This is a genomic window from Pseudomonas sp. MM213 (assembly GCF_020423045.1).
GTDB classification, from domain to species: domain Bacteria; phylum Pseudomonadota; class Gammaproteobacteria; order Pseudomonadales; family Pseudomonadaceae; genus Aquipseudomonas; species Aquipseudomonas migulae.
This window is the reverse complement of the sequence record NZ_CP081943.1, coordinates 5,146,874-5,168,363: the sequence shown is the minus strand read 5'-3', so window position 1 is coordinate 5,168,363 and position 21,490 is coordinate 5,146,874. Positions and strand designations below refer to the sequence as shown.

General features: G+C 57.2%; 16 protein-coding genes. 7 read left to right on the top strand and 9 right to left on the bottom strand.

Annotated features, from left to right (window positions below):
- The first annotated feature begins 3 nt into the window (after positions 1-3).
- From aceF to msrA, 4 genes are all read left to right on the top strand, one after another.
- A complete protein-coding gene (aceF, locus tag K5R88_RS23580; RefSeq protein ID WP_226298467.1) occupies positions 4-1,953 on the top strand; it encodes a dihydrolipoyllysine-residue acetyltransferase in 1,950 nt (649 codons plus the stop codon).
- A gap of 271 nt (positions 1,954-2,224) precedes the next feature.
- Positions 2,225-3,619 carry an alkaline phosphatase D family protein gene (locus K5R88_RS23575; RefSeq protein WP_226298466.1) on the top strand — a complete coding sequence of 465 codons (1,395 nt, stop codon included), beginning with the start codon at positions 2,225-2,227 and terminating at the stop codon, positions 3,617-3,619.
- Positions 3,620-4,537: 918 nt separating this feature from the next.
- Positions 4,538-7,231 (top strand): sensor domain-containing phosphodiesterase, encoded by a 2,694-nt coding sequence (locus tag K5R88_RS23570; RefSeq protein ID WP_008040338.1) that lies wholly within the window; start codon positions 4,538-4,540, stop codon positions 7,229-7,231.
- A 197-nt stretch (positions 7,232-7,428) separates the two neighbouring features.
- A complete protein-coding gene (msrA, locus tag K5R88_RS23565) occupies positions 7,429-8,076 on the top strand; it encodes a peptide-methionine (S)-S-oxide reductase MsrA (RefSeq protein WP_008040336.1) in 648 nt (215 codons plus the stop codon).
- 461 nt (positions 8,077-8,537) lie between these two features.
- Here the strand turns inward: msrA and K5R88_RS23560 are convergent, their stop codons facing one another.
- Entirely contained in the window at positions 8,538-9,374 is an 837-nt protein-coding gene (locus tag K5R88_RS23560; RefSeq protein WP_226298465.1) for a 23S rRNA (adenine(2030)-N(6))-methyltransferase RlmJ, read from the bottom strand.
- A 251-nt stretch (positions 9,375-9,625) separates the two neighbouring features.
- Between K5R88_RS23560 and K5R88_RS23555 the strand changes: the two genes are divergently transcribed.
- The 3 genes from K5R88_RS23555 to K5R88_RS23545 are packed head-to-tail and all read left to right on the top strand — an operon-like array spanning position 9,626 to position 11,195.
- Entirely contained in the window at positions 9,626-10,210 is a 585-nt protein-coding gene (locus K5R88_RS23555; RefSeq protein WP_008042052.1) for a PAAR domain-containing protein, read from the top strand.
- Positions 10,210-10,782, top strand: coding sequence for a type VI secretion system amidase effector protein Tae4 (locus K5R88_RS23550; RefSeq protein WP_008042051.1), 573 nt, complete (start codon positions 10,210-10,212; stop codon positions 10,780-10,782). Before K5R88_RS23555 ends, K5R88_RS23550 begins: the two co-directional genes overlap by 1 nt.
- Positions 10,779-11,195 carry a type VI secretion system amidase immunity protein Tai4 gene (locus K5R88_RS23545; RefSeq protein WP_226298464.1) on the top strand — a complete coding sequence of 139 codons (417 nt, stop codon included), beginning with the start codon at positions 10,779-10,781 and terminating at the stop codon, positions 11,193-11,195. The genes K5R88_RS23550 and K5R88_RS23545 overlap by 4 nt, the downstream gene beginning before the upstream one ends.
- A 67-nt stretch (positions 11,196-11,262) precedes the next feature.
- On the opposite strand, the gene K5R88_RS23540 is transcribed toward K5R88_RS23545, so the two are convergent.
- The 8 genes from K5R88_RS23540 to K5R88_RS23505 form a co-directional block, all read right to left on the bottom strand.
- Positions 11,263-11,580: a hypothetical protein gene (locus tag K5R88_RS23540; RefSeq protein WP_226298463.1), complete on the bottom strand. Its 318-nt coding sequence runs from the start codon at positions 11,578-11,580 to the stop codon at positions 11,263-11,265.
- Between the two features lie 497 nt (positions 11,581-12,077).
- Positions 12,078-12,494 (bottom strand): hypothetical protein, encoded by a 417-nt coding sequence (locus tag K5R88_RS23535; RefSeq protein WP_226298462.1) that lies wholly within the window; start codon positions 12,492-12,494, stop codon positions 12,078-12,080.
- Positions 12,495-12,953, bottom strand: coding sequence for a hypothetical protein (locus K5R88_RS23530; RefSeq protein ID WP_226298461.1), 459 nt, complete (start codon positions 12,951-12,953; stop codon positions 12,495-12,497).
- Positions 12,954-13,477: 524 nt separating this feature from the next.
- Entirely contained in the window at positions 13,478-13,786 is a 309-nt protein-coding gene (locus K5R88_RS23525; RefSeq protein ID WP_226298460.1) for a contact-dependent growth inhibition system immunity protein, read from the bottom strand.
- A gap of 45 nt (positions 13,787-13,831) precedes the next feature.
- On the bottom strand, positions 13,832-14,128 hold the full coding sequence (locus K5R88_RS23520; protein WP_207284705.1) for a contact-dependent growth inhibition system immunity protein: 297 nt from the start codon (positions 14,126-14,128) through the stop codon (positions 13,832-13,834).
- Complete coding sequence (locus tag K5R88_RS23515; RefSeq protein ID WP_226298459.1) at positions 14,118-18,779, bottom strand: RHS repeat-associated core domain-containing protein; 4,662 nt, start codon at positions 18,777-18,779, stop codon at positions 14,118-14,120. The genes K5R88_RS23520 and K5R88_RS23515 overlap by 11 nt, the downstream gene beginning before the upstream one ends.
- A complete protein-coding gene (locus tag K5R88_RS23510; RefSeq protein ID WP_226298458.1) occupies positions 18,779-19,516 on the bottom strand; it encodes a DUF4123 domain-containing protein in 738 nt (245 codons plus the stop codon). The genes K5R88_RS23515 and K5R88_RS23510 overlap by 1 nt, the downstream gene beginning before the upstream one ends.
- Complete coding sequence (locus K5R88_RS23505) at positions 19,506-21,422, bottom strand: type VI secretion system Vgr family protein (RefSeq protein ID WP_226298457.1); 1,917 nt, start codon at positions 21,420-21,422, stop codon at positions 19,506-19,508. Before K5R88_RS23505 ends, K5R88_RS23510 begins: the two co-directional genes overlap by 11 nt.
- Positions 21,423-21,490: the final 68 nt, after the last annotated feature.

Below are 21,490 nucleotides of genomic sequence, written 5' to 3'. Positions count from 1 at the left end.
TCTGTGAGCGAACTCATTCGCGTACCTGACATCGGCAGCGGTGAAGGTGAAGTAATTGAACTGTTTGTGAAGGTCGGCGACCGTATCGAAGCCGACCAGAGCATCCTGACACTTGAGTCGGACAAGGCGAGCATGGAAGTGCCTGCGCCGAAGGCCGGTATCATCAAGAGCCTGAAAGTGAAGCTGGGCGACCGCCTGAAAGAAGGCGACGAACTGCTGGAGCTGGAAGTCGAAGGTGCTGCTGCGGCCCCTGCGGCTGCCGCGCCTGCTGCCAAAGCCGCAGAGAAACCGGCCGCTGCTCCAGCGCCGGCCGCTCCTGCTGCTGCGCCAGCTGCCGCTTCGGTTCAGCAAGTGCACGTGCCGGACATCGGTTCGGCAGGCAAGGCCCAGATCATCGAGATCCAGGTCAAGGTCGGCGACACCGTCGAGGCTGATCAGTCGCTGATCACCCTGGAATCCGACAAGGCGAGCATGGAAATTCCATCGCCTGCCGCTGGCGTGATCAAAGCCATCAGCGTCAAGCTCAACGACGAAGTCGGCACCGGCGACCTGATTCTGGACCTGGAAGTGGCAGGTGCTGCGGCACCGGCTGCGGCCGCACCAGCTCAGGCTGCTGCTCCTGCCGCTGCACCTGCGCCAACCGCTGCCGCCCCGGCCGCACCGGTTGCCGACAGCGTTCAGGACATTCACGTCCCGGACATCGGTTCGGCGGGCAAGGCCAAGATCATCGAAGTACTGGTCAAGGCCGGTGACACCGTCGCCGCCGACCAGTCGCTGATCACCCTGGAATCCGACAAGGCGAGCATGGAAATCCCATCGCCTGCCGCTGGCGTGGTGGAAAGCATTTCCATCAAGCTGGATGACGAAGTCGGTACCGGCGACCTGATCCTGAAGCTGAAAGTCAAAGGCGCTGCGCCTGCTGCTGCCCCGGCTGCGGCGTCGGCTCCAGCCGCTGCGGCACCGAGCGCTCCTGCGCCAGCCGCCGCTGCTCCTGCTGCTCCAGCACCTGCGGCGGCTCCGGCCAAGTCGGGCGCCAAGGTTCACGCAGGCCCTGCCGTACGCCAACTGGCCCGCGAATTCGGCGTCGAGCTGAGCGCGGTCAGCCCAAGCGGCCCGCACGGTCGTGTGCTGAAAGAAGACGTGCAGGTTTACGTCAAAGCCATGATGCAGAAGGCCAAGGAAGCACCGGCCGCTGCTGCCGGCGCAACCGGCGGCGCGGGCATCCCGCCGATTCCGGTCGTGGACTTCAGCCGCTTCGGTGAAACCGAAGAAGTGCCGATGACTCGCCTGATGCAAATCGGCGCGTCGAGCCTGCACCGCAGCTGGTTGAACATCCCGCACGTGACTCAGTTCGATTCGGCTGATATCACCGAGCTGGAAGCGTTCCGTATCGCTCAGAAAGCCGTTGCAGAGAAGGCTGGCGTCAAGCTGACCATCCTGCCGCTGCTGCTCAAATCCTGCGCGCACATGCTCAAGGAACTGCCGGACTTCAACAGTTCGCTGGCACCAAGCGGCAAGGCGATCATCCGCAAGAAGTACGTAAACATCGGCTTCGCCGTCGACACCCCTGAAGGCCTGCTGGTTCCGGTCATCAAAAACGTCGACCAGAAGAGCCTGTTGCAACTGGCAGCCGAAGCCGCTGCGCTGGCTGCCAAAGCCCGCGACAAGAAGCTCACCGCTGACGACATGCAAGGCGCCTGCTTCACCATTTCCAGCCTCGGCCACATTGGCGGCACCGGCTTCACGCCGATCGTCAACGCGCCGGAAGTGGCGATCCTCGGTGTTTCCAAGGCAACCATCCAGCCAGTCTGGGACGGCAAAGCCTTCCAGCCGAAACTGATGCTGCCGCTGTCGCTGTCCTACGATCACCGTGTGATCAACGGCGCCGCTGCTGCACGCTTCACCCAGCGTCTGAGCAGCCTGCTGGCGGACATCCGCACCATCTTGCTGTAACACCGGCCGGCCCTCCTTCACCGGAGGGCCGTTCGCGTTTCACGTTTTCCGAGCGCCACGCTCGTACCTCAACCCCGCCAATTTGGCGGGGCTTTTTTTGACTTGAAGAAAGTCACTTTCCTACGTTAGTGGTTGAGTTAGCCCACAACTCGAATCCACTTCGGCACGATATTTTTTGCCGGCCTCCCACTAGGCTTGGTTATACAAATGACTAACTAAAAGTTTAGTCGGCTTACTTATTTAGTTAATACCCCTTCGAATGGATTCGAATATGTTTAAACCTACAGTCGGCCCGATTATTGGCCACACTACAACTCAACATGCCCGTATCTTTTTACGTGGCGAGTTACAAGAAGACACTTTGGTATTTGGTGGAATTCGTTATCGACGCAGCGGTGATACGCCGTGGTCCAAAGCGATGTTCAAACAACTGACAAGCGCGCGCGACATGTGCGACGTCTTTGCCCTCAACGATCTTGCCACCGATACCGAGTACGAATACCAGGCAGGCTGGTTCAGCCCCATGAGCCCCGTGCACACCGTGGAGACGGTTCAGGAACTGCCGCTGCAATGGCCCAGGCATGTCTACCGTTTCAGCACCCAGCCCGGCAATCCCACAGCGCCACGGGCTTACATCGTCGGGTCATGCCGTTACCTGCGGATGACGGTCGGTGCACCTTCGTTCCCGCACCTGGGCGACCGGATCTTTGCCTCCATCACGAACCTGGCGCAGCGCGCCGAAACGCCCATCAGCGCCCTGTTGATGACTGGCGACCAAGTCTATATCGATGACTTGAACATCATCGCACCTGATCGGGAATACAAGGAAATACTCAGCAAGTACCGCATGGCTTTTTCCCAGCCGCATATTTCAAAGTTAATGTCCGGCACGCCGACTTACATGATCCTTGACGACCATGAAATAGAAGATAACTGGCCCGCCAATAAAAACGAAAACGATGACCTTCTCTATAACAATGCCATCGCCGCTTATGAGTTGTATCAAGCCAGCCATAGCCCGGCCCATGAGTTGCTTGAAGATGGGAACATCCATCAGCACTTGGAGCGCTATTGGTATCAATTCACCAACGGGGATATCGAATGGTTTGTCACCGACAGCCGGACCCGACGCAACCTGTCGGCCGGCGACCGGCGCATTCTCGACGAAGAGCAGGAGCAGGCCCTGTGCGAATGGCTGATCCACAGCCCGGCCCGGGTCAAATTCGTGGTCACCAGCGTGATGTTCTACCCCGACCGAAAACGCCTGGGCGATGACGCCTGGAAAGTCTTTCCGGAGCAACGACTACGGTTGCTGGAGACTATTCGTACACGCCGCATCAAGAACGTGTTCTTCGTGTCCGGTGATGTGCACGGCTCCCTGACCAGTCGATTGACCCACAGCGAAGACCCGGACTTCGAGGTGCACACCATCGTCTCCTCGCCGCTGTGCAACAGCAAATTGCTGCCCTACGCCAAAGCCTCCACCTTCATCCTTGATCAGCCACTAGCCCGAACAGCCGCCGGAGATTATCGGCATGAACTGACCAGCCAGGTCATCAGCCAGGACAATTTCGCGCACCTGATCGTTGAGCCAGAACAGATCCGCGTCAGTTATCACGACCGCGATGGCAAACTTTTACAGTCGACGAGCATTACGTTGCGGTGATGCCAAAAACATCGCCAGCAAGCCGGCTCCTACAGGATTTACGCGATCCCCTGTAGGAGCCAGCTTGCTGGCGATAGCGGCCTCAAATTTTGCGCCGCCCTTCAGACCGCCATCGCTGGCAAGCCAGGCTCCCACAGATCCGGTGTCGCCCCGCAGATCGAGAAATCACGCCCCCCCCCTGTAGGAGCCGGCTTGCTGGCGATAGCGGCCTCAAACTCTGCGCCGCCCTTCAGGCCGCCATCGCTGGCAAGCCAGGCTCCTACAGGTCCGGTGTCGCCCCGCAGATCGAGAAATCACGCAACCCCCCTGTAGGAGCCGGCTTGCTGGCGATAGCGACCTCAAATTTCGCGCCGCCCTCCAGACCGCCATCGCTGGCAAGCCAGGCTCCTACAGGTCCGGTGTCGCCCCGCAGATCGAGAAATCACGCAACCCCCCTGTAGGAGCCGGCTTGCTGGCGATAGCGACCTCAAATTTCGCGCCGCCCTCCAGACCGCCATCGCTGGCAAGCCAGGCTCCTACAGGTTCGGTGTCGCCCCGCAGATCGAGAATTACCCCACCTCCCCTGTAGGAGCCGGCTTGCTGGCGATAGCGACCTCAAACTCTGCGCCGCCCTTCAGGCCGCCATCGCTGGCAAGCCAGGCTCCTACAGGTTCGGTGTCGCCCCGCAGATCGAGAATTACCCCACCTCCCCCTGTAGGAGCCAGCTTGCTGGCGATCAGCCGTAACGCTTTTTCCAGCGAAATACGTTAGTTTTCAGCCATTACTGAAGAAATGTTCACGCCGGCCGACATATTCTTATAGCACTTGGCCTTCATGTCTCTTGTCAGTCGGTGTCGCAATGATGCAACCTTGCCGCAGGCAACAGTAAAGAGGGCGAGAGCCCAGCGCGATCAGCACATTCGAAGCGAGTTACCCTCCATGAAAAGCCAACCCGATGCCGCCAGCCGTATGGTGGCCGAGGTAGTGACGCAGTTGCCGGTGCCCTCGCGGCTCGGCATGCTGCGTTTCGAACGGCTGAATGAACCCAGCTGGGCGCTGCTGTTTCTCGATCCCAATTGCGAGCGACAGTTCGGCCTGCCCGCGGTGGAGCTCTGTGCGCTGGTCGGTTCGCCCTATGCCAGCCTGATGGAGCCCGAAGCGCGCTATCAGCTGCATGACGCGGTCCAGCAACAACTCACCGACAGCCCGCATTACCTGATCCGCTACACCTTGCACACCGCCGCAGGCACCCTGAGCCTGCTGGAACTGGGCGAAGCCTACAAACAACACAATCGACACCTGCTGCGCGGCTACCTGCTGGTGGTCGATGGCATGTTCCAAGGCGATCCGCTGCTGCCGGCGCTGGACCTCGAAACCCAGAACTCGCGCTTGCAGATCGCCCTGGAACTCAATCAGCGCGCCCAACAGGAGCAGCTCCTGCACCTGGACCGCGTGCGCGCCCAGCAAGACTTGATCCTGCTGCTGACCCGCCAGCGCTACAGCACCGGCAACTCCCTGCAAGAAGCCGCCGAGCTGATCACCCGCAGCGCCTGTGACATCTACGAAATCGACTGCGCCAGCCTGTGGAACCTCGACGGTTCGATGTTGGTGCCGATCTCGGCGTATCACCGCGCCACCCAGGAATACGCTCTACCGGAGCCGATCGACATCAGCGGCTTCCCCGATTACATGGACGCGCTGCACGGCAGCCGTGCAATCGATGCCCACAATGCGATTCGCGATCCGCGCACCCGGGAAATGGCCGAAAGCCTGCGCCCGCGTGATGTAAACGCGATGCTCGACGCCAGCATTCGTGTCGATGGCCAAGTGGTCGGCGTGCTCTGTCTGGAGCAGACCGGTGCGACCCGCGCCTGGCAGTCCGACGAAATCGCCTTCGCCGGCGAGCTGGCCGACCAGTTCGCCCAGGTCATCAACAACCACAACCGTCGCACCGCCACCAGCGCCCTGCACCTGTTCCAGCGTGCGGTCGAGCAAAGTGCCAACGCCTTTTTGCTGGTCAATTGCGACGGCGTGGTGGAATACGTCAACCCGAGTTTCACCGCGATCACCCAGTACTCCACCGAAGAAGTCCACGGCCAGCGACTGTCGGAACTGCCGGCCCTGGAAAACCTCAGTGAACTGCTGTTCGACGCGCCCTCGGCGCTGGCCAAGAGCAACAGTTGGCAGGGTGAATTCAAGAGCCGCCGCAAAAACCTCGAACCCTACTGGGGCCAGTTGTCGATTTCCAAGGTGTACGGCGACAACCGCGAGCTGACGCACTACATCGGCATCTACGAAGACATCACCCAGACCAAACTCGCCCAGCAGCGCATCGAGCGCCTGGCCTACACCGACAACCTGACCAACCTCGGTAACCGCCCGGCGTTCATCCGTAATCTCGATGAGCGCTTCGCCCGAGACAGCGATACCCCGATCAGTCTGCTGCTGGTGGACATCGACAACTTCAAGCGGATCAACGACAGCCTCGGCCACCAGACCGGCGACAAACTGCTGATCAGCCTGGCCCGACGCCTGCGCAACAGCCTGATCCCGAGCGGCAGCCTGGCGCGTTTTGCCAGTAACGAATTCGCCGTGCTGCTGGACAACACCGACCTCGCGATGGGCCAGCAAGTCGCCAACCAACTGCTGGCGACCCTCGACAAACCGATGTTCGTCGACAACCAGCTGATCAGCGTCACCGGCTCCGTGGGCCTGGCCTGCGCGCCGCTGCACGGCCGCGACCCGCAAACCCTGATGCGTAACGCCGGGCTCGCGCTGCACAAGGCCAAGGCCAACGGCAAGCATCAGGTTCAGGTGTTCACCGAAGCGCTGAACGCCGAGGCCAGTTACAAACTGTTCGTCGAGAACAACCTGCGCCGCGCCCTGACGCAGAACGAGCTGGACGTGTTCTACCAGCCGAAACTGTGCCTGCGCAGCGGTCGCCTGCTGGGCATGGAAGCGTTGCTGCGCTGGAACCATCCGGAAAAAGGCATGATCCGCCCGGACCAGTTCATCAGCGTCGCCGAAGAAACCGGGTTGATCATCCCGATCGGCAAATGGATCGCCCGTCAGGCCTGCCGCATGAGCAAAGACCTGACGGCCGCCGGCCTGGGCAATCTGCAAGTGGCGATCAACCTGTCGCCCAAGCAGTTCTCCGACCCGGACCTGGTGTCTTCGATTGCCAACATCCTCAAGGAAGAAGCGCTGCCACCAAGCCTGCTGGAGCTGGAACTGACCGAAGGCCTGCTGCTGGAAGCCACCGAAGACACCCACTTGCAGCTCGACCAGCTCAAGCGCCTGGGCCTGACCCTGGCCATGGACGACTTCGGCACCGGCTACTCGTCGCTGAGTTACTTGAAAAAATTCCCCATCGACATCATTAAGATTGATCGAAGCTTCATTCACGAAATCCCGGACAACCAGGACGACATGGAAATCACCTCCGCGGTGATCGCCATGGCCCACAACCTGAAACTCAAGGTCGTGGCTGAAGGCATCGAGACGGCCGAACAGCTGGCTTTCCTGCGCCGCCACCGCTGCGACGTCGGCCAGGGCTACCTGTTCGACCGACCGATTCCGGGCTCCGAGCTGATCGAAAAGCTCAAGCGCTACCCGCGCGGCCCACTCGCCTGACTGCCCCACCGCAATCCCCCCTGTAGGAGCGAGACCGGCTTGCCGGCGATGGCGGTGTGTCATCCAACGTAGATGTTGGATTTGCCGACCTCTTCGCGAGCAGGCTCACTCCTACATTGGGTAGTGCGTAACCAGGCGGCATTGGGCAAACTGGCGGTCTGACTACCTACATTTCAACCTGACTGAGAGGACTGATCATGGTTCTGCGCTCGGAAATTCTGGTGAACAAAAACGTGCTACCGACTAAAGAACAAGCTCTGCCTGGCCGCGAATCCCCGATGACCGTGCCGGAAAAACACTTCGTCCACGACGCCCCGCTGCTGGGCCCGTTCGCCATGGACGTGGATTTTGCGATCTTCGGCCTGGGTTGCTTCTGGGGTGCGGAGCGCAAGTTCTGGCAGCGCGAAGGCGTGGTGAGTACAGCGGTGGGTTACGCCGGTGGCTTCACGCCGAACCCGACGTATGAAGAAGTCTGCTCGGGCCTGACTGGCCACAGCGAAGTGGTGCTGGTGGTCTACGAGCCGGCGAAAGTCAGCTATGAAGAACTGCTGAAAATGTTCTGGGAACTGCACAACCCGACCCAGGGTATGCGCCAGGGCAACGACATCGGCACTCAGTACCGCTCGGTGGTCTACGCCACGAACCCGACGCAACTGGAAGCGGCCAAGAACAGCGAAAAAGTGTTCCAGGCCGAACTGACCAAGGCGGGTAAAGGCACCATCACCACCGAAATCGAAGAAGCGCCGACGTTCTACTTCGCCGAAGCCTATCACCAGCAGTACCTGGCCAAGAACCCTGAAGGCTACTGCGGGATTGGCGGCACCGGCGTCACCTGCCCAATCTGACCTGACGCAGAGTCAATTGTAGGAGCCAGCTTGCTGGCGATAGCGTCGGAAAATCCAGCGCGAATCTCTCGGCCGCCATCGCCAGCAAGCCGGCTCCTACAGGTTATATGTCAGCCACGAGATTGCGCTCGACACACGACTGATTGGCAGGACCAGCGTCACCCACCCAATCCGATCCGACGCAGATCCAATTGTAGGAGCCGGCTTGCTGGCGATGACGGCGGAAAATCCAGCGAAGATCTCTCGGCCGCCATCGCCGGCAAGCCGGCTCCTATAGGTTTCGTGTCAGACACAATATTGAGCTCGGCACACAACTGATTGGCGTTACCCACCCAATCCGATCTGACACAGATCCAATTGTAGGAGCCGGCTTGCCGGCGATAGCGGCGGAAAATCCAGCGCAGATCTCCCGGCCGCCATCGCCGGCAAGCCGGCTCCTACAGGGTTTGGGATTACCGTGGTTACTCGGCGATCAACCAATCCATCTGCCACCCACCCTGGGTTTGTCCCAACTTCTTGGACAACCACGGCAGCAGCTCACGCAACTCCTCTTCCAGCCCCCACGGCGGGTTCGCGATCGCCAACCCGGAACCGTTCAGACTGTTCGGCGTGTCCAGCGGATGCACCAGCAACTCCACCCGCAACAACTTCGGCGCGCCCGTGCCGGCCAGATCCTGATAAAAACGACGCAACATGCGCTGGTCCTTCACCGGGTACCAGATCGCTGCCACGGTTTGGCGCATCCGGCCAATCGCTTCTTTCAGCGACGCCGCACAACGCTGCATCTCATCGAGCTGTTCAAACGGCGGATCAATCAACATCACCGCCCGCTTCTCCTGCACCGGCAACATCGCACGCGGCACATGCCAGCCTTCGCCCAAGTGAACCTTCACGCGACGGTCGCCGGCCATGTTGTCCTTGAGCAACACACCGTCTTCGGGGTGCTTCTCGTTGAGCATCACCCGATCCTGCGGCCGCGTCAGACGGCGCGCAAGCTCCGGCGAACCTGGGTAATAGCGCAACTGGCCATCCGGGTTCATGTCGTGCAACACCTTCATGTAATCGGCGGTCAGTTCCGGCAGATCCGGCTGATCCCACAACCGTGCGATGCCTTCCAGGTACTCACCGGTACGGCTCGCCTGATCGCCTTGCAGGTCATACAGACCAATGCCGGCGTGAGTGTCGAGATAGGCAAACGACTGCTCCTTGCGCGACATCAGGGCGATGAGGCGGGTCAAGGTCAGGTGTTTGAACACATCGGCGTGATTGCCGGCATGGAAGGCGTGACGATAATTCATGATTGCTCCTGCGAAGGCCGGGAAGTTTACCTTGTACCGAGGCGAACGTCAGGGCTTCGCGGCTGAGCGGGCATTCGCTCCTTCAATCGCAACCACGTCCCCCCGTCGAAACCGCCGACGGCTGCGATTTTTTGATCTTGCTCATGTGGCGAGCAACATCAAGTCACATATTGCCGAAGACCTGCCATCGTGGCGCTTACACATGAATGCGAAGATCGGACCGGCCTGATACCCCTAAAATGGAGATTTACATGGGACGGAAAATGATTGGTATCGGTGCGCCCACCTCAACCGGCGGCTCGGTACTGGAAGGGAATGTCGGTATCAACATCGATAGCGCCGTAAGCACCTCGTCCATTGGACACTTGGCAAGTTGCCCAGCCTGCAGCAAAGGAAAAGGCCCTATCGTCGCGGTCGGGCCCAGAACCATTACGTTACCGGCCGGATTGGTTGCCCTGGAAGGTGATTACGTTGCCTGCGGCTGCCCTCCACAATCCAACAAGGTGATGTTCGCTCAGTCATCTGTATATGGAGGAGCCGAACACAACAAAGCAGATTTTTCAGGCATCACTGCCGCGCTCAATCGTCCCAAGACCATCACTGATATTTCCTTGTCCTATGGCGATGCGCAGGTGCCTGTTGAGTCAGTTTCCCGGTTTTACACCGACTTGAATATTCATGTAAAAACCTCGGGTTATTTTCCCGGCGAGACGGTTACCGTCAACATTAGCGGCCCCACCGAAAAAGCGTTGACCGGGATAGTCGGAGCCAAAGGCATAGCCATCATTCCAAACGCATTTGGAAGCGAAATTATTGACATGGAAGGGGAAGCATAATGGCTCAAGTTGTCATCAGTTCCGGCGGGGTGTCTTCCAACATTTCGGTTAAACGGCCTCGTTTCAGCACTTTATGGAACGCATATGCAGAAGTGGGTCATAAAGGCTCACTGGAGGTTTATGGACTTGTCGGCGGCGGAGTCGAAGCGGCAAGAGTGGAAAAGCCTGATGCTTATGCGAATGCCTGCGCCTTGAGGATAAGCAGAGCCTTTAACTATGGCGGATACAAAATCCCCAAAGGCACGATCATAAAAAACCAGCCCATCTATCGATTGAGTGGAGCGGACCAACTCCCCTACATCATGAAGGTGGTCGATTTCCTCGCTTTTCTTAGACATAACTGGGGCGAACCCGACCATATTTTGACGCAAAGTAATTCAAATTTTATAAATGGCAAAAAAGGCGTCATTGTCATGGAGATCACCGGATGGAGCGACGCATCAGGCCACGCTACCCTTTGGAACGGGAGCGTGACCGGTGACGACAGTGACTACCATAGGCAAGACAGCCACACCTATGACAATCCGAGGGTAAAGCTGGAAAAAATAAACTTTTGGGAGTTGAAAGGATGACACGCTCGCAGTTAATTGTGCTGGCACTACTATTGGTTTCAGGGCGAGCCATATCTGCTGAAATCAGTATCGATAAGGCTCGAGAAACGCTTAAAAATTATGGGTTGGCCAACTGTATTTCCGGCCAATTCAAGGACGAGTCAGAAATCAAATCTGATATAGGACTCGCGATTGGCGCCTACTCGTCGATGGGAAAAGGTCAGCATCTGATCGTTCAAAACGAGGACACCCTCGAGGTCACGCATGACCCCTACGCAGAAACCGAGAAATACATGCGTAATGCCTACGCAAGGACCTCACCCGTCAGCAAGCACTCCGATAAAAAAATGGTTTTTTATGGTTGTCTAGAGGTTTACAACTCCGTGGAATTCAACGCATTCGTCAAATCTCAGGATCAGTACCTGCCAAAGTAGGTCATCAAAAAATCATCCGGACGATCCTTCCCACAATTAAGCCGGAAGGATCCCCCCTTTACCGATGCTACGACAGCGCCTTCAACCGCCGCCCCAACACGTCCAGCACATCACACCCGTCCCGCAACGGAATGGCGCAGAGCAAGGCAAAGTCACTGAGGATGAAGGACTGGCACTCGATAGAGCCACGCATCGACAGGTTTTCCATTACTTGGGTGACTGCGCGGATTCGATAGCTGGCCGCGTCGTATAAAACGTCGAGTGGTGCGAGGGTATCGACGAACAAGGTGGGCATGTCGTCGCAGTTACTGGTCAGAGCCATGAAACGGCTTTTGGGTGGAGGAGTTGGTTTTTCGTAGGGTGGATCGGGGTGAAGATTAGTCATTTTTAAACCTCTGGTAAGAAGGGAAGCTACCATCGGCCTTCCTACAGGCTTGGGTGGCAGCTATACGCGGGGTAGGAATATCGAGACCAGAGAACTCGACCACGCCGAAGCATGCCCGCGCAGAGCCGCCGTAACTGATCTTACGGACGCACGTTGCCGGCCGCAAATACAGGTATCGACGCCAAAGCGTCCTCTCTAGTCTTGAAGGGTTCCTACACCCTGCCACTGAATTTTCAGTGACCACCAGAGACTATCGATGGAATGCACTTCCCACCAGTTCATGCAAACCGCTACAACTTGAAGGAAACTTCCGACGACCTTGCCCAGAAATTTCGCAGCCTGTAAGACCGCCTTCGCGGGCAAGCCTCGCTCCTACAGAATCGAGGCACACCGCCAAAAATGGGAACAACCCCAATCCTGTAGGAGCGAGGCTTGCCCGCGAAAAGGCCGGAACAAACACTGCGAAATTTTGCACCTCTCGCTACAGGAATAGCCTTTCACCAGGTTGAAAAGTCCTCCTGACTCGCCTTGTACAAATCTTCGACCCAAGCTTCGGATAATTTAACGTAAACATCTTCAAAAAACGCCTTGGGATCTTTCATTTCATCCCAGCCAGGAGGAAGTAATGAAGGCGATATCGGATCATGCTCAAATACCTCAGCAAAAACTTTCGAATCTCCATCAAGAGCCTCTCCCAACATAAAAAACAAAACAAACTTATGTCGATAGCTCAATCCAGCGAAGCGCTTCACTACAAACCGAGATATTAAAAACTCTCTATCTGAAGGACAGCCAGGATCGTACTCCGACAACTCAACCCCAAGACTCTCCTCGCGATCATATATATCGAACCCACCAAGAAAGTGCCCTAAGTTTGGATTATATGGAATATCAAGAAAAGGATGCATCAACATTTAAACTTTCTCTATCGGGTAAAGCGCTATAGGCTGCAACGTCTCAAAATCGAATTTCATCTCAAATGCATTCATCTTCGGAATGTAACGCGGATTGGCCGGATCTAAAGCATTAGGCTCATATCCACGCCCTATATTTTCAGCTTCCATTCGCACTACCAAGTTCCCTTTACTATCCTCCCCGGTAAAACGTGACATATTTCTGGCCTCCCTTGTAATCGCCTCATTGTATGCATTTAACTGCGCTTCATAGCTTAAAAATTTTGAACTGGGAACGGCTCTCCATTTCTTGCTTTCACCATGAAGCTCGCCAGCAATGGTTTTCTGCTCAGCAGCGGAGACCAAACTTTTCGCCCCACCATTTCTAGGACCTCGCACCACAGCCATCCTTTCTTTCCATTTACTAAAAACACTAATTTTCATAAACTTGCCAATCAACATAATCACTATTTTTTTCAAATGCCTCACCTCCAAAACAAATATCTATCTCACCGAACGAAACTTCAATAACGCTGAAAACTCAAATACCATTTAACATATATAAACAATAATCCAACACAATCCCCTCCTCTAAGATTATCAACGACCATTAACCCACGCGCACAGCTAAGCGGATCCGCTCTATAGCTAAAGCATACCGAAAACATGTTCCAACCAAGCCAGACCAGCGGGCGCAAAAAGTGAACGGATTTATTTTCTACTCTTATTACTAGCAAAAACACCTTCGAAGCTAGCAGCAAAAATATGTCCGTCCCCTTTGCTGCTACAGAAATTTCGCAGCCTGTAAGACCGCATTCGCGGGCAAGCCTCGCTCCTACAGAATCGAGGCACGCAGCCTAAAATCGGAACGACTCCAATACTGTAGGAGCGAGGCTTGCCCGCGAATTGAGCGCGAAGCGGTCATAAAATCTATCTGCCTAAGAGATAGCGGGCCTTACCAGGTTGATTGATCTTCAAGACTGGCGCCCAAAACGGAACAAATTTTAATTTTTATCAGTTTTGTTATCAAATTTGCTAGCAATATGACGCAACCATAATTCGCCAGATCCCCATACGTTCCAGTAGCAGTAGTAACAGCTCAGCTCTTTCAATAGATAATCCCTTAACTCCACTTCGTCCTTCCGCTGATCAAGCAGAAAATTGAGATCTTCCCGGACCAACATTAAATCCCCGGGGTCAGTGTCAGCTATAAAAGCATCTATAACTTGCTCAGCCGCCCCGTGCTCGACCGTCCAATCCTGATGAAAGTACGCGCCAAAAAAATCGTGCAACTCGGAACAGTGTACGACCATATCTATTAATCAAGATAAATTTCTAAATTGAAAACCAAACTCATCTCACTCACCAAAAACATTAACAACATGATTTAACCATGCCTCCCCTGACGCCCATTCGTGCCAGTAACAGTAACAACAAGACATGTTTTTTAGCAGAAACTCTCTTAGCTCAGGCTCAACCATATGCATTTCTAACAACATTGTGATTTCCCGCTTTACCTCTGCAATCGTCTCTGCTGTTGAATCATTTACGAAAGATCGGACAATATCATCCGCCAATTCGGATTCGCACATCCAGTCCTCGTTAAAGTAGGCACCCAAAAATTGAAAAAGCTGCGAATACGAATTATCGGTCACTTGCATACCCCGTTAATATTATGTAGCCAGACGGCGAATTTCTCGCTTTCTGAAGTATTAATTTTACAACCGTCAATGGCTCCAGCGCCCCACTGCGCCGAACAACCCCAACACCTGCCTGCGCAGGTATTGGTTGTGTAATCACGAGCTTCCGTGCATTACCTTTCATAAAATCATCAATTACCTTTTTATTCCCCCCCATGACATTTGAGACAGTGGCCTCTGCGGCAGCCCTGCTAGGAAACGTCGAAGCAATGGGTATATGCGGCTCAGCCCTGAGCCTGTCCCGCAATTGTGCTTCGGTCCTATCAATATGTTTCGCAATGAGATGCCCACCGCGCGCCTCGTGTGCCGCCAACCCCCCACCCGGAACAATTTCGCTGTACGGCCCATCAACATCCAAATCGCCAGGACAAGCGGTACAAGCCAACCCCAACGGATCAACCCACCCCGTCGGATTCAGCGCGTACCGATACCCGTTCAGCCCGCCCGCCAACTTGACCGGATCCGGCGTCAGGTACCGCCCCACCTCCGGATCATAGTACCGATGCCGGTTGTAATGCAGGCCGCTCTCGGCATCGAAGTACTGCCCTTGAAACCGCAGCGGCTGCTCAAGTTGCTCGCCCCCGCCGAACGCTAATCGCGTAACTTTTCCGTAGGCGTTGTACTTCGCCGACCAGACAATCTCGCCACCAAAATCGGTCAGTTCCTGCGGCGTACCTAGGTGATCGAGTTGGTAGTAAAACGGGCAAGCCTTGCGCGGGCCTTTGCCGTCGAGCATGGCCAGCGGGCGGAAGGTGCCCGGTTCGTAAACATAGCTGCGGTAGTGTTCGCGACTGCTTTCAGCGACGAGGTTGTCGCCCTGCCAGAAGAATTCGGTGGTTTTCCCCTCAACGGTTTTGGCAATGCGGCGGCCGAAGGCGTCGTAGCGGTAACTCGCGCAACGTCCGTCCGGGGTCGTGACGCTGACCAAGCGATGCTGGCAGTCGTAGGCATATTCGGTGACGAGTTTTTGCCCGGTGCCGCGACGTTCGCGGATGAGGTTGCCGAAGGCGTCGTAGTCGTAATGCCGGTCGCCTTGCATGAGCAGGCGATTGCCTTTTACGGCAGCCACACCGGGGCGGTTTTGCATCAGCAGGTTGCCGGCCGGGTCGTGGGCGAAGCTTTCCGGTGGGTCGTCGCGGGTGTGGCGCACGCGGGTCAGGCGGTTGAGGGCGTCGTAGTAATAACTGCGCTGGCCATGACGGCTGTCGGCGACGGTCGCCAGGTTGCCGTTGACCGCGTAGGTGTAGTGGCGCAGGTACAACGGCCGGGTTTGTTGATTGATCGCGTGTGCTTGCAGGCGGCCCTGTTCGTCGTAGTGGTAGCGGCTGGTGAGCTGGCCTTGTTGGCGCTGCTGTTCGCGGCCAAACGTGAATTGGTGGGCGGTGAGCGGCGCTCCGTTGAGGTCGATGGCGGTCAGCGCGCCGCCCTTGGCGTGGTGGTAATCGAGCTTGCTGCCGTCCGGCAGGCGCATGCGGTTGAGTTGGCCACAGGTGTCGTAGCCGTAGCGCAAGGTGCCCCAGCCTTGGTGCTCGGTGATCAAACGGTCTTGTCGGTCGTACTCGAATTCCAGCGGATGATCGTGACCGTCGTCGACGCTGATCAGTCGGCCGAGGTTGTCGTAGCGGTATTTGACCTTGATGTCGTCGGGCAGCGTTTTGACCAGCAACCGCCCTGCCGAATCTCGCTCATAAGCGGTAACCCGCTGCGAGCCGTCTTCGCCGAACTCGGTTTTTTCCAGCAGGTTTCCATTGAGGTCATAGGTGTACGCCGTGCGCTGGCCATCGAATCCGGTTTCTTGCCGGATCAATCCGCCAGGCGTGTAGTCCAGGCGATATTGTTCGCCGGATTCGTTTTCGATTTCTGTGAGCAGCAGCTGCGCGTTGTCGTAGCGATAGCTGAGCTGCGTGCCGTCGGGATTGATCCGGCGGCTGACCAAATGCAAACCATCGACGTATTCGTAGCGGGTAACGAGGCCAAGCTCGTCGCGTTCGGCGGTGATTTTTCCGTAGGCGTTGTAGCTGAAGGCGCGCGTAGTCCCCGTAGGAAGTGTCGTCTGAACCAGTCGCCCAACGGCGTCCCACCCGTAGTGAGTGAGCGATCCGTGTTCATCCTGATCGGTAATCCGTCGACCCAGCGCGTCGTAGGAAAACCGCCGCAGCCCACCGTCCGGCAAAGTTTCTTCAACCAGTTGCCCCAAAGCATTGCGGACGAAGAGATGGCGACTGCTATCCGGGTAACGGATCGACAGCAACTGTCCTTTTTCATCGTAGTGATAGTGGGTGATCTGGTCGTCGGGATCAGTCTCTTCGGTGATGTCGCCCTGAGCATTGCGCTGATATTTCCAGACCGCTTTGCCGCGATACCGGGCATGCAGGAAACCGTTGCGATACTCGTAGGACGTGGGCTCGTCTTCTGACGGAATCAGCGCCACCAAGCGTCCGACTTCGTCGTAGTGGTATTCGGTGACGGCGCCGAGCGGATCCTGTTCGGCAATCAATCGACCTTTATCGTCGTAGGCCTTGAGGTGTTCGCCGCCATCCAGCTCGACCTTGCGCACCAGTCGCGCCCGGTCGTCATGCTGGTAAACCTCTTCGCTGCCGTCGATGTTGTGGACGGTGACACTGCCCTCGTCATCCCAGACATAACGAGCTTCCATCTGCGCAAACGACGCCCAATGCCGGACGCATCGCGCAGCCTTGCCGGACCTTTCCCACCCCCAGAAGAAACTCGCCCCACCGGCCAGTTGCCGCTGCTGGATGACGTGCTGGTCGTCGTAGTCGTAACGCTCGCTTTCCCCGGCGGCGTTGGTCGCTTCGATCAGTCGAGCGCGCTCGTCGTAGCGATAACTGACCAGCGTCTGTTCGGTTTTCCAGGCTTCATCCGACGTGTCTGCCGGGACAAAACGCTGATAGTCGACGGCAATCAAATGGTGCGGGTCATAGCGCAACAACAAGGCGCGGCCGGCACCGTTGTCGAGGCGCTGGATACGCTCGCGGCGGTCGTGAGTGATGCGCAGCCGGTTGTCGTAACCGTCGCTGATCGCAGCCAATCGACCGTTGATGAAATGATAGAAACGCGTGTCGTCGCCGGCCTGGGCGAGGATCAGTTCTTCCGGGGCATCGCCCAGGTAAATCGCTGCACGCGAGAGGCTGTTGTGGATCGCCGGGCGCTCATTGTCAGGCAGCGGAAAGGCGGTGCGACGGTTTTCGTGGTCGATCCAGATGACGCCATCGCCATCGATTTCCAGTCGGTGCGCAAGGCTGTGACTCCAGCCAAAACCGAGGCCGCAATCAATCTCGACGGCGCTGGTGCGATAGAGGCGCGTGAAGTCGAACGGCAGGATTCCATTCAAGGAACCGTCGGTGAGGGTCAGCAGTTCTTCACCGGTGACCATCGACACCGGGCATTTGTTGGTGGCGGTTTTATCGGCGGCATCAGCGCTGTCGCCGTTGGGATTTGTGGCCTGCCTCGAAGCGTCGTCGTGGTGTTCGTTTTGTTTGAGCGTGGTATTGCGTCTGGCGTCCCAACGCAGGTGCAATCCGCCTTTTTTCACACCCGCTGCCACGCCCCGTGCGGCGACCTTTTTGTACTGGTCGACGTAGGTCATGAAGTTGTTGATGAGGGTGAAAATCGCTTTGACGAAACCCTGCACGGCGCTGACGATACGGGCGCCGTAGCTGGCGAGACGCATACTCAGGTAGGCGATGCCCGCCCCCGCACCGGCGAAGGTCAGGACCACGCCAATTAGAATGTCGATGAGCAACTGAACCACCACCGTCGACAGTGCTTCGGCGGTTTTTCCAGCGATCTCGCTGGGCGGCAACATCTCCAGCCAGAGGCTGGCGGTTCGCAACAACAAACACAGCGCCGCTTCGTCACTGGCCAGCAGTTGGACCTTGGCCATGACGTCCGGAGCGGTTTTGGCGAGCGTGGCCAGTTCATCCGCACTGCTACCCAACCGCTCAACGAACTTGCCGGGATCCTGGAGAATGTCCGAGAGCAGGCTGATGCTGTCCCACACACCAATGACCGCCGCCCAACTTCCCGCCAGCATGCCGTTACCCGCGGCGGCAAACGCCGACTGCGACCACTGCGGCTTAAAGCCTTGCCACTCAGTGCGCAGCCAGTCTTCCAACTGCCCGGTCAGGCCGTCATAAGACTTGAAAAGCTCATCAACCTGATCCGAAGTCACCGCGCTGTGGACATGCACGCGGTAGAACTTCCCGGCAACGCCCCTGAATTGTCCCTTGCCGTTTTCATCAAGCGTGACAGTGGTTTTTTCGCCGCCATCAACGGCAATCACATCAACATCAATGTTCCCCAGCGGAACGTCATAAACCGATTCGAACTTGCTCTCGATCTGCAGAATTCCGTTTAGCGGACACTGCGCAACACTGGAGAAAAAGTCGTCATCACTGCGGCTCACCGACGTAGTGGTATTGCCCAGTTTGATCTGCCGGTCCATGTCCATCAGCGAGGGCAGGTCCATTGCCCGGCTGACCTTGTCGGCGTTACGACTTAAAAAGCCCTTGAGTTGCTGGCGATACACACTCAGCGTGTCCTTGAAACCGTCGAGCTCCTGCTCGATCCGTACGATCTGATCCATCAGTCCAGCTCCATCGACAGGTAATCCACCAAGGCTGATTTCGGGGCTGGCGGCAGGCCCGGCTCTTCCAGAAAGATCGCGACTTTGTGCCGCAAAACGCTTTCGGAAAACGCCTCGAAAAGATCAGGGCGGTCCTCGCTCAGCCAAGTGAGCAAGTTGTTCAGCCGAGTGGTGTTTGAGTGTTCGCAAAGTTGCTTCAACAGCGTTGTGGAGATTTCCCACCATGGAAAAACCCTGGCGGTTTTCAGTGCAGTTCCACCGATGTCGAGCGGCCGACCATTGATCAGGCACCGCCCCACGACCGGCAGCAGTTGAGTGACATCGACTTCGGCCGACTGAAGAATCGGCAATAAATAACGCCCGTCCCAAAAGCGGAAAAACACCGCGTTGCCATTGGGCAAAAACACTTGCGTGAGGCTGCGCAGATGTTCGATCAACACGTCTTGAGGCGAAGAGGAAACTGCCAGCCAACCCCAATCGCGAGACTCGGTAGTGGCGACCCAGTCCAGAAACTCACTGTCAGCAGCGACGATTCCGACATAGGGCATGACCGGTTCCCACTCGGCATAAGCGGTGTCGGCCCAGATCGGGCTCGGAGCATGCAACGGACTTGATCTCTGCCAGGCTTTGAACGGTTCGGCGGAGCTTGCATTGCCGAACACAGCGAACAACTGCTCGGAAGGCTCGAGTGGTTGGCGCTCCAACCAAGTGAGGGGTGACAAGCTCTCAGGCTGCACAGACACCACCCTTGCAGCGTTCACATTCTTCGCAGAATGGGGCGTCGCTTTTCAGGGTCAGAATCTGTGCTGCGCTGAGTGCCAGAAGTGTTTGTTGAGTGGTCGCGGCGCCCATGGCCGGCATCGGCGCACCGCCCAGTTCAATCGGAACGCTGCTGAAGATCCCGGCGGGGCCGATGTTGATCCAGTGGCCGCCCGCCTGAATGGTCGCGTTTGCGCCACCGTCGATGACAATTTGCTGGCCGGCGCTGGCATGAAATTGCCCGCTCACTTTGAGGGTCTGGTTGCTGACGGTGATGGAGCGGTCACCGTGAACGTGCAGGTTATCGTTGGCACCAATCACCGCACTGCGCTGATTTCCGACCTGGACGTGCAGGTCGTTCAACACGTGTTGAGTCCAGTTTCGCTGGGCCCGCAGGTAGATTTCCTCGGCGCCTTTGCGATCCTCGATGCGTAATTCGCTGTAACCACCGCCACCGGGACTACTTTGGCTGCGGAAAATGCTGCGGGTTTTGTCGGCGGGCAGATTCAGCGGTATCGAGTTGGCGCCATTGGGCACGCAGCCCATGACCATCGGCTTATCGACGTCGGCATCGAGGAACCCCACCAACACTTCCATGCCGACCCGAGGAATCAGTGCGATGCCGTAGCCCTCATGCGCCCAGCCGGTGGCGACGCGCAGCCAACAACTGGAATGTTCATTGCGCTTTGCGTCACGATCCCAGGCGAGCTGAACCTTGACGCGGCCGTACTCGTCGCAGTGGATTTCACTGTCGGTGGGGCCAGTGACTACGGCGGTCTGGTAACCGGTGAAAAAGGGTTTCCCGATCAGGGGCGGGCGAAACGAAACATCCCACGGTGTCGCCAGAAAGGTATTGCGATAGCCCTGGAAATCATCCGCCCAGTCGCTGCTGACTGACTCTTCGAGCACTTGCGGCTGACGGCCATGGTGTTCGATTTGGGTGATCAGCCACAGGTCATTCCAGGCCTGGCGTGGATGCTCAGACAACGCCAGGAAGTGACCTGTCACCAGAGCGGGCTCATCGCTGCGGCCTTCAGCCTGACGGTAGTCGGCGTTGTGGCGCTCCAGTGTTCGTTGAGCCTGCGCCCTGCCGGATTCGCGATCCATGAACTGGCCAGGAAAGTGATAATCCTCAAGCGTCGGCAGTTGCCCGTTGTCGCTTCGGCTTTCAAGTTGCAGCCCGGGTTTGTGGAAGTCGTAGTCGCGACGGGCTACCGAAGTGGTGCGGGTTTCCAGCCGCACGTTGAAACGATTGATCGCAGGCGCGTCGGCCGCCATTCCGGTGTCAGGCGAGAAAAGTGTCGGTTTGTCGATCAGCGGGAAAACCGTCTGGTCGTCACCAAACACCAGCAAATGCCCGTCAGGGCTGTGCTGAAAGTGGTAGTGAATGCCGATCTCGGCGCACAAGCGCTGGATGAACGCCAGATCGCTTTCCGCGTATTGCACGCAGTACTCGCGATCGGGGTAATCGCTGCCGAGCTGAAAGGCGAACGCATCGCGCTGGATGCCATGATCTTCAAGGATTTGCGCAATGATCACCGGCACGCTTTTGTGCTGGAAAATCCGCTGATTGATGCGCTGGTCGAGGTAGGTCAAACGCGGAACCAGGCTGACTTGATAGCGCGTCAGGCGCTTACCGGAATCGCCCTGGCCAACTCGAAAAATCTGACCGTGTATACCGCTGCCGTGTGTATCGAAACTCAGAAATGCCTGACGGTGCAGAAGGCTTTCGAGCTCGATGTCCGGCCGTTCACTGACCAGTTCCAGATCAAAGCGGTAAGGCTGGCTGATGGCTTCCTTGCCGGTGAACTCAAGCACCTTGAGGTCATGCTGGTCACCGTCGACGGTCAACGTAAAGCGCGGTTGATTAGCAAGAGCGAACATCCGATGTGTCTCTGCAGAGTGAAGGCGGGCGATTCTGCATGAGCGGCAAGGGGTGTTGACGAAGGGAC

Bases quoted from the DNA above. Each gene is read 5' to 3' on its own strand.
- msrA (WP_008040336.1), top strand. From the start codon at position 7,429: ATGGTTCTGCGCTCGGAAATTCTGGTGAACAAAAACGTGCTACCGACT.
- K5R88_RS23535 (WP_226298462.1), bottom strand. From the start codon at position 12,494: ATGTTGATGCATCCTTTTCTTGATATTCCATATAATCCAAACTTAGGG.
- K5R88_RS23525 (WP_226298460.1), bottom strand. From the start codon at position 13,786: ATGGTCGTACACTGTTCCGAGTTGCACGATTTTTTTGGCGCGTACTTT.
- K5R88_RS23505 (WP_226298457.1), bottom strand. From the start codon at position 21,422: ATGTTCGCTCTTGCTAATCAACCGCGCTTTACGTTGACCGTCGACGGT.
- K5R88_RS23545 (WP_226298464.1), top strand. From the start codon at position 10,779: ATGACACGCTCGCAGTTAATTGTGCTGGCACTACTATTGGTTTCAGGG.
- K5R88_RS23515 (WP_226298459.1), bottom strand. From the start codon at position 18,779: ATGGATCAGATCGTACGGATCGAGCAGGAGCTCGACGGTTTCAAGGAC.
- K5R88_RS23560 (WP_226298465.1), bottom strand. From the start codon at position 9,374: ATGAATTATCGTCACGCCTTCCATGCCGGCAATCACGCCGATGTGTTC.
- K5R88_RS23550 (WP_008042051.1), top strand. From the start codon at position 10,210: ATGGCTCAAGTTGTCATCAGTTCCGGCGGGGTGTCTTCCAACATTTCG.
- K5R88_RS23540 (WP_226298463.1), bottom strand. From the start codon at position 11,580: ATGACTAATCTTCACCCCGATCCACCCTACGAAAAACCAACTCCTCCA.
- K5R88_RS23570 (WP_008040338.1), top strand. From the start codon at position 4,538: ATGAAAAGCCAACCCGATGCCGCCAGCCGTATGGTGGCCGAGGTAGTG.
- K5R88_RS23555 (WP_008042052.1), top strand. From the start codon at position 9,626: ATGGGACGGAAAATGATTGGTATCGGTGCGCCCACCTCAACCGGCGGC.
- K5R88_RS23575 (WP_226298466.1), top strand. From the start codon at position 2,225: ATGTTTAAACCTACAGTCGGCCCGATTATTGGCCACACTACAACTCAA.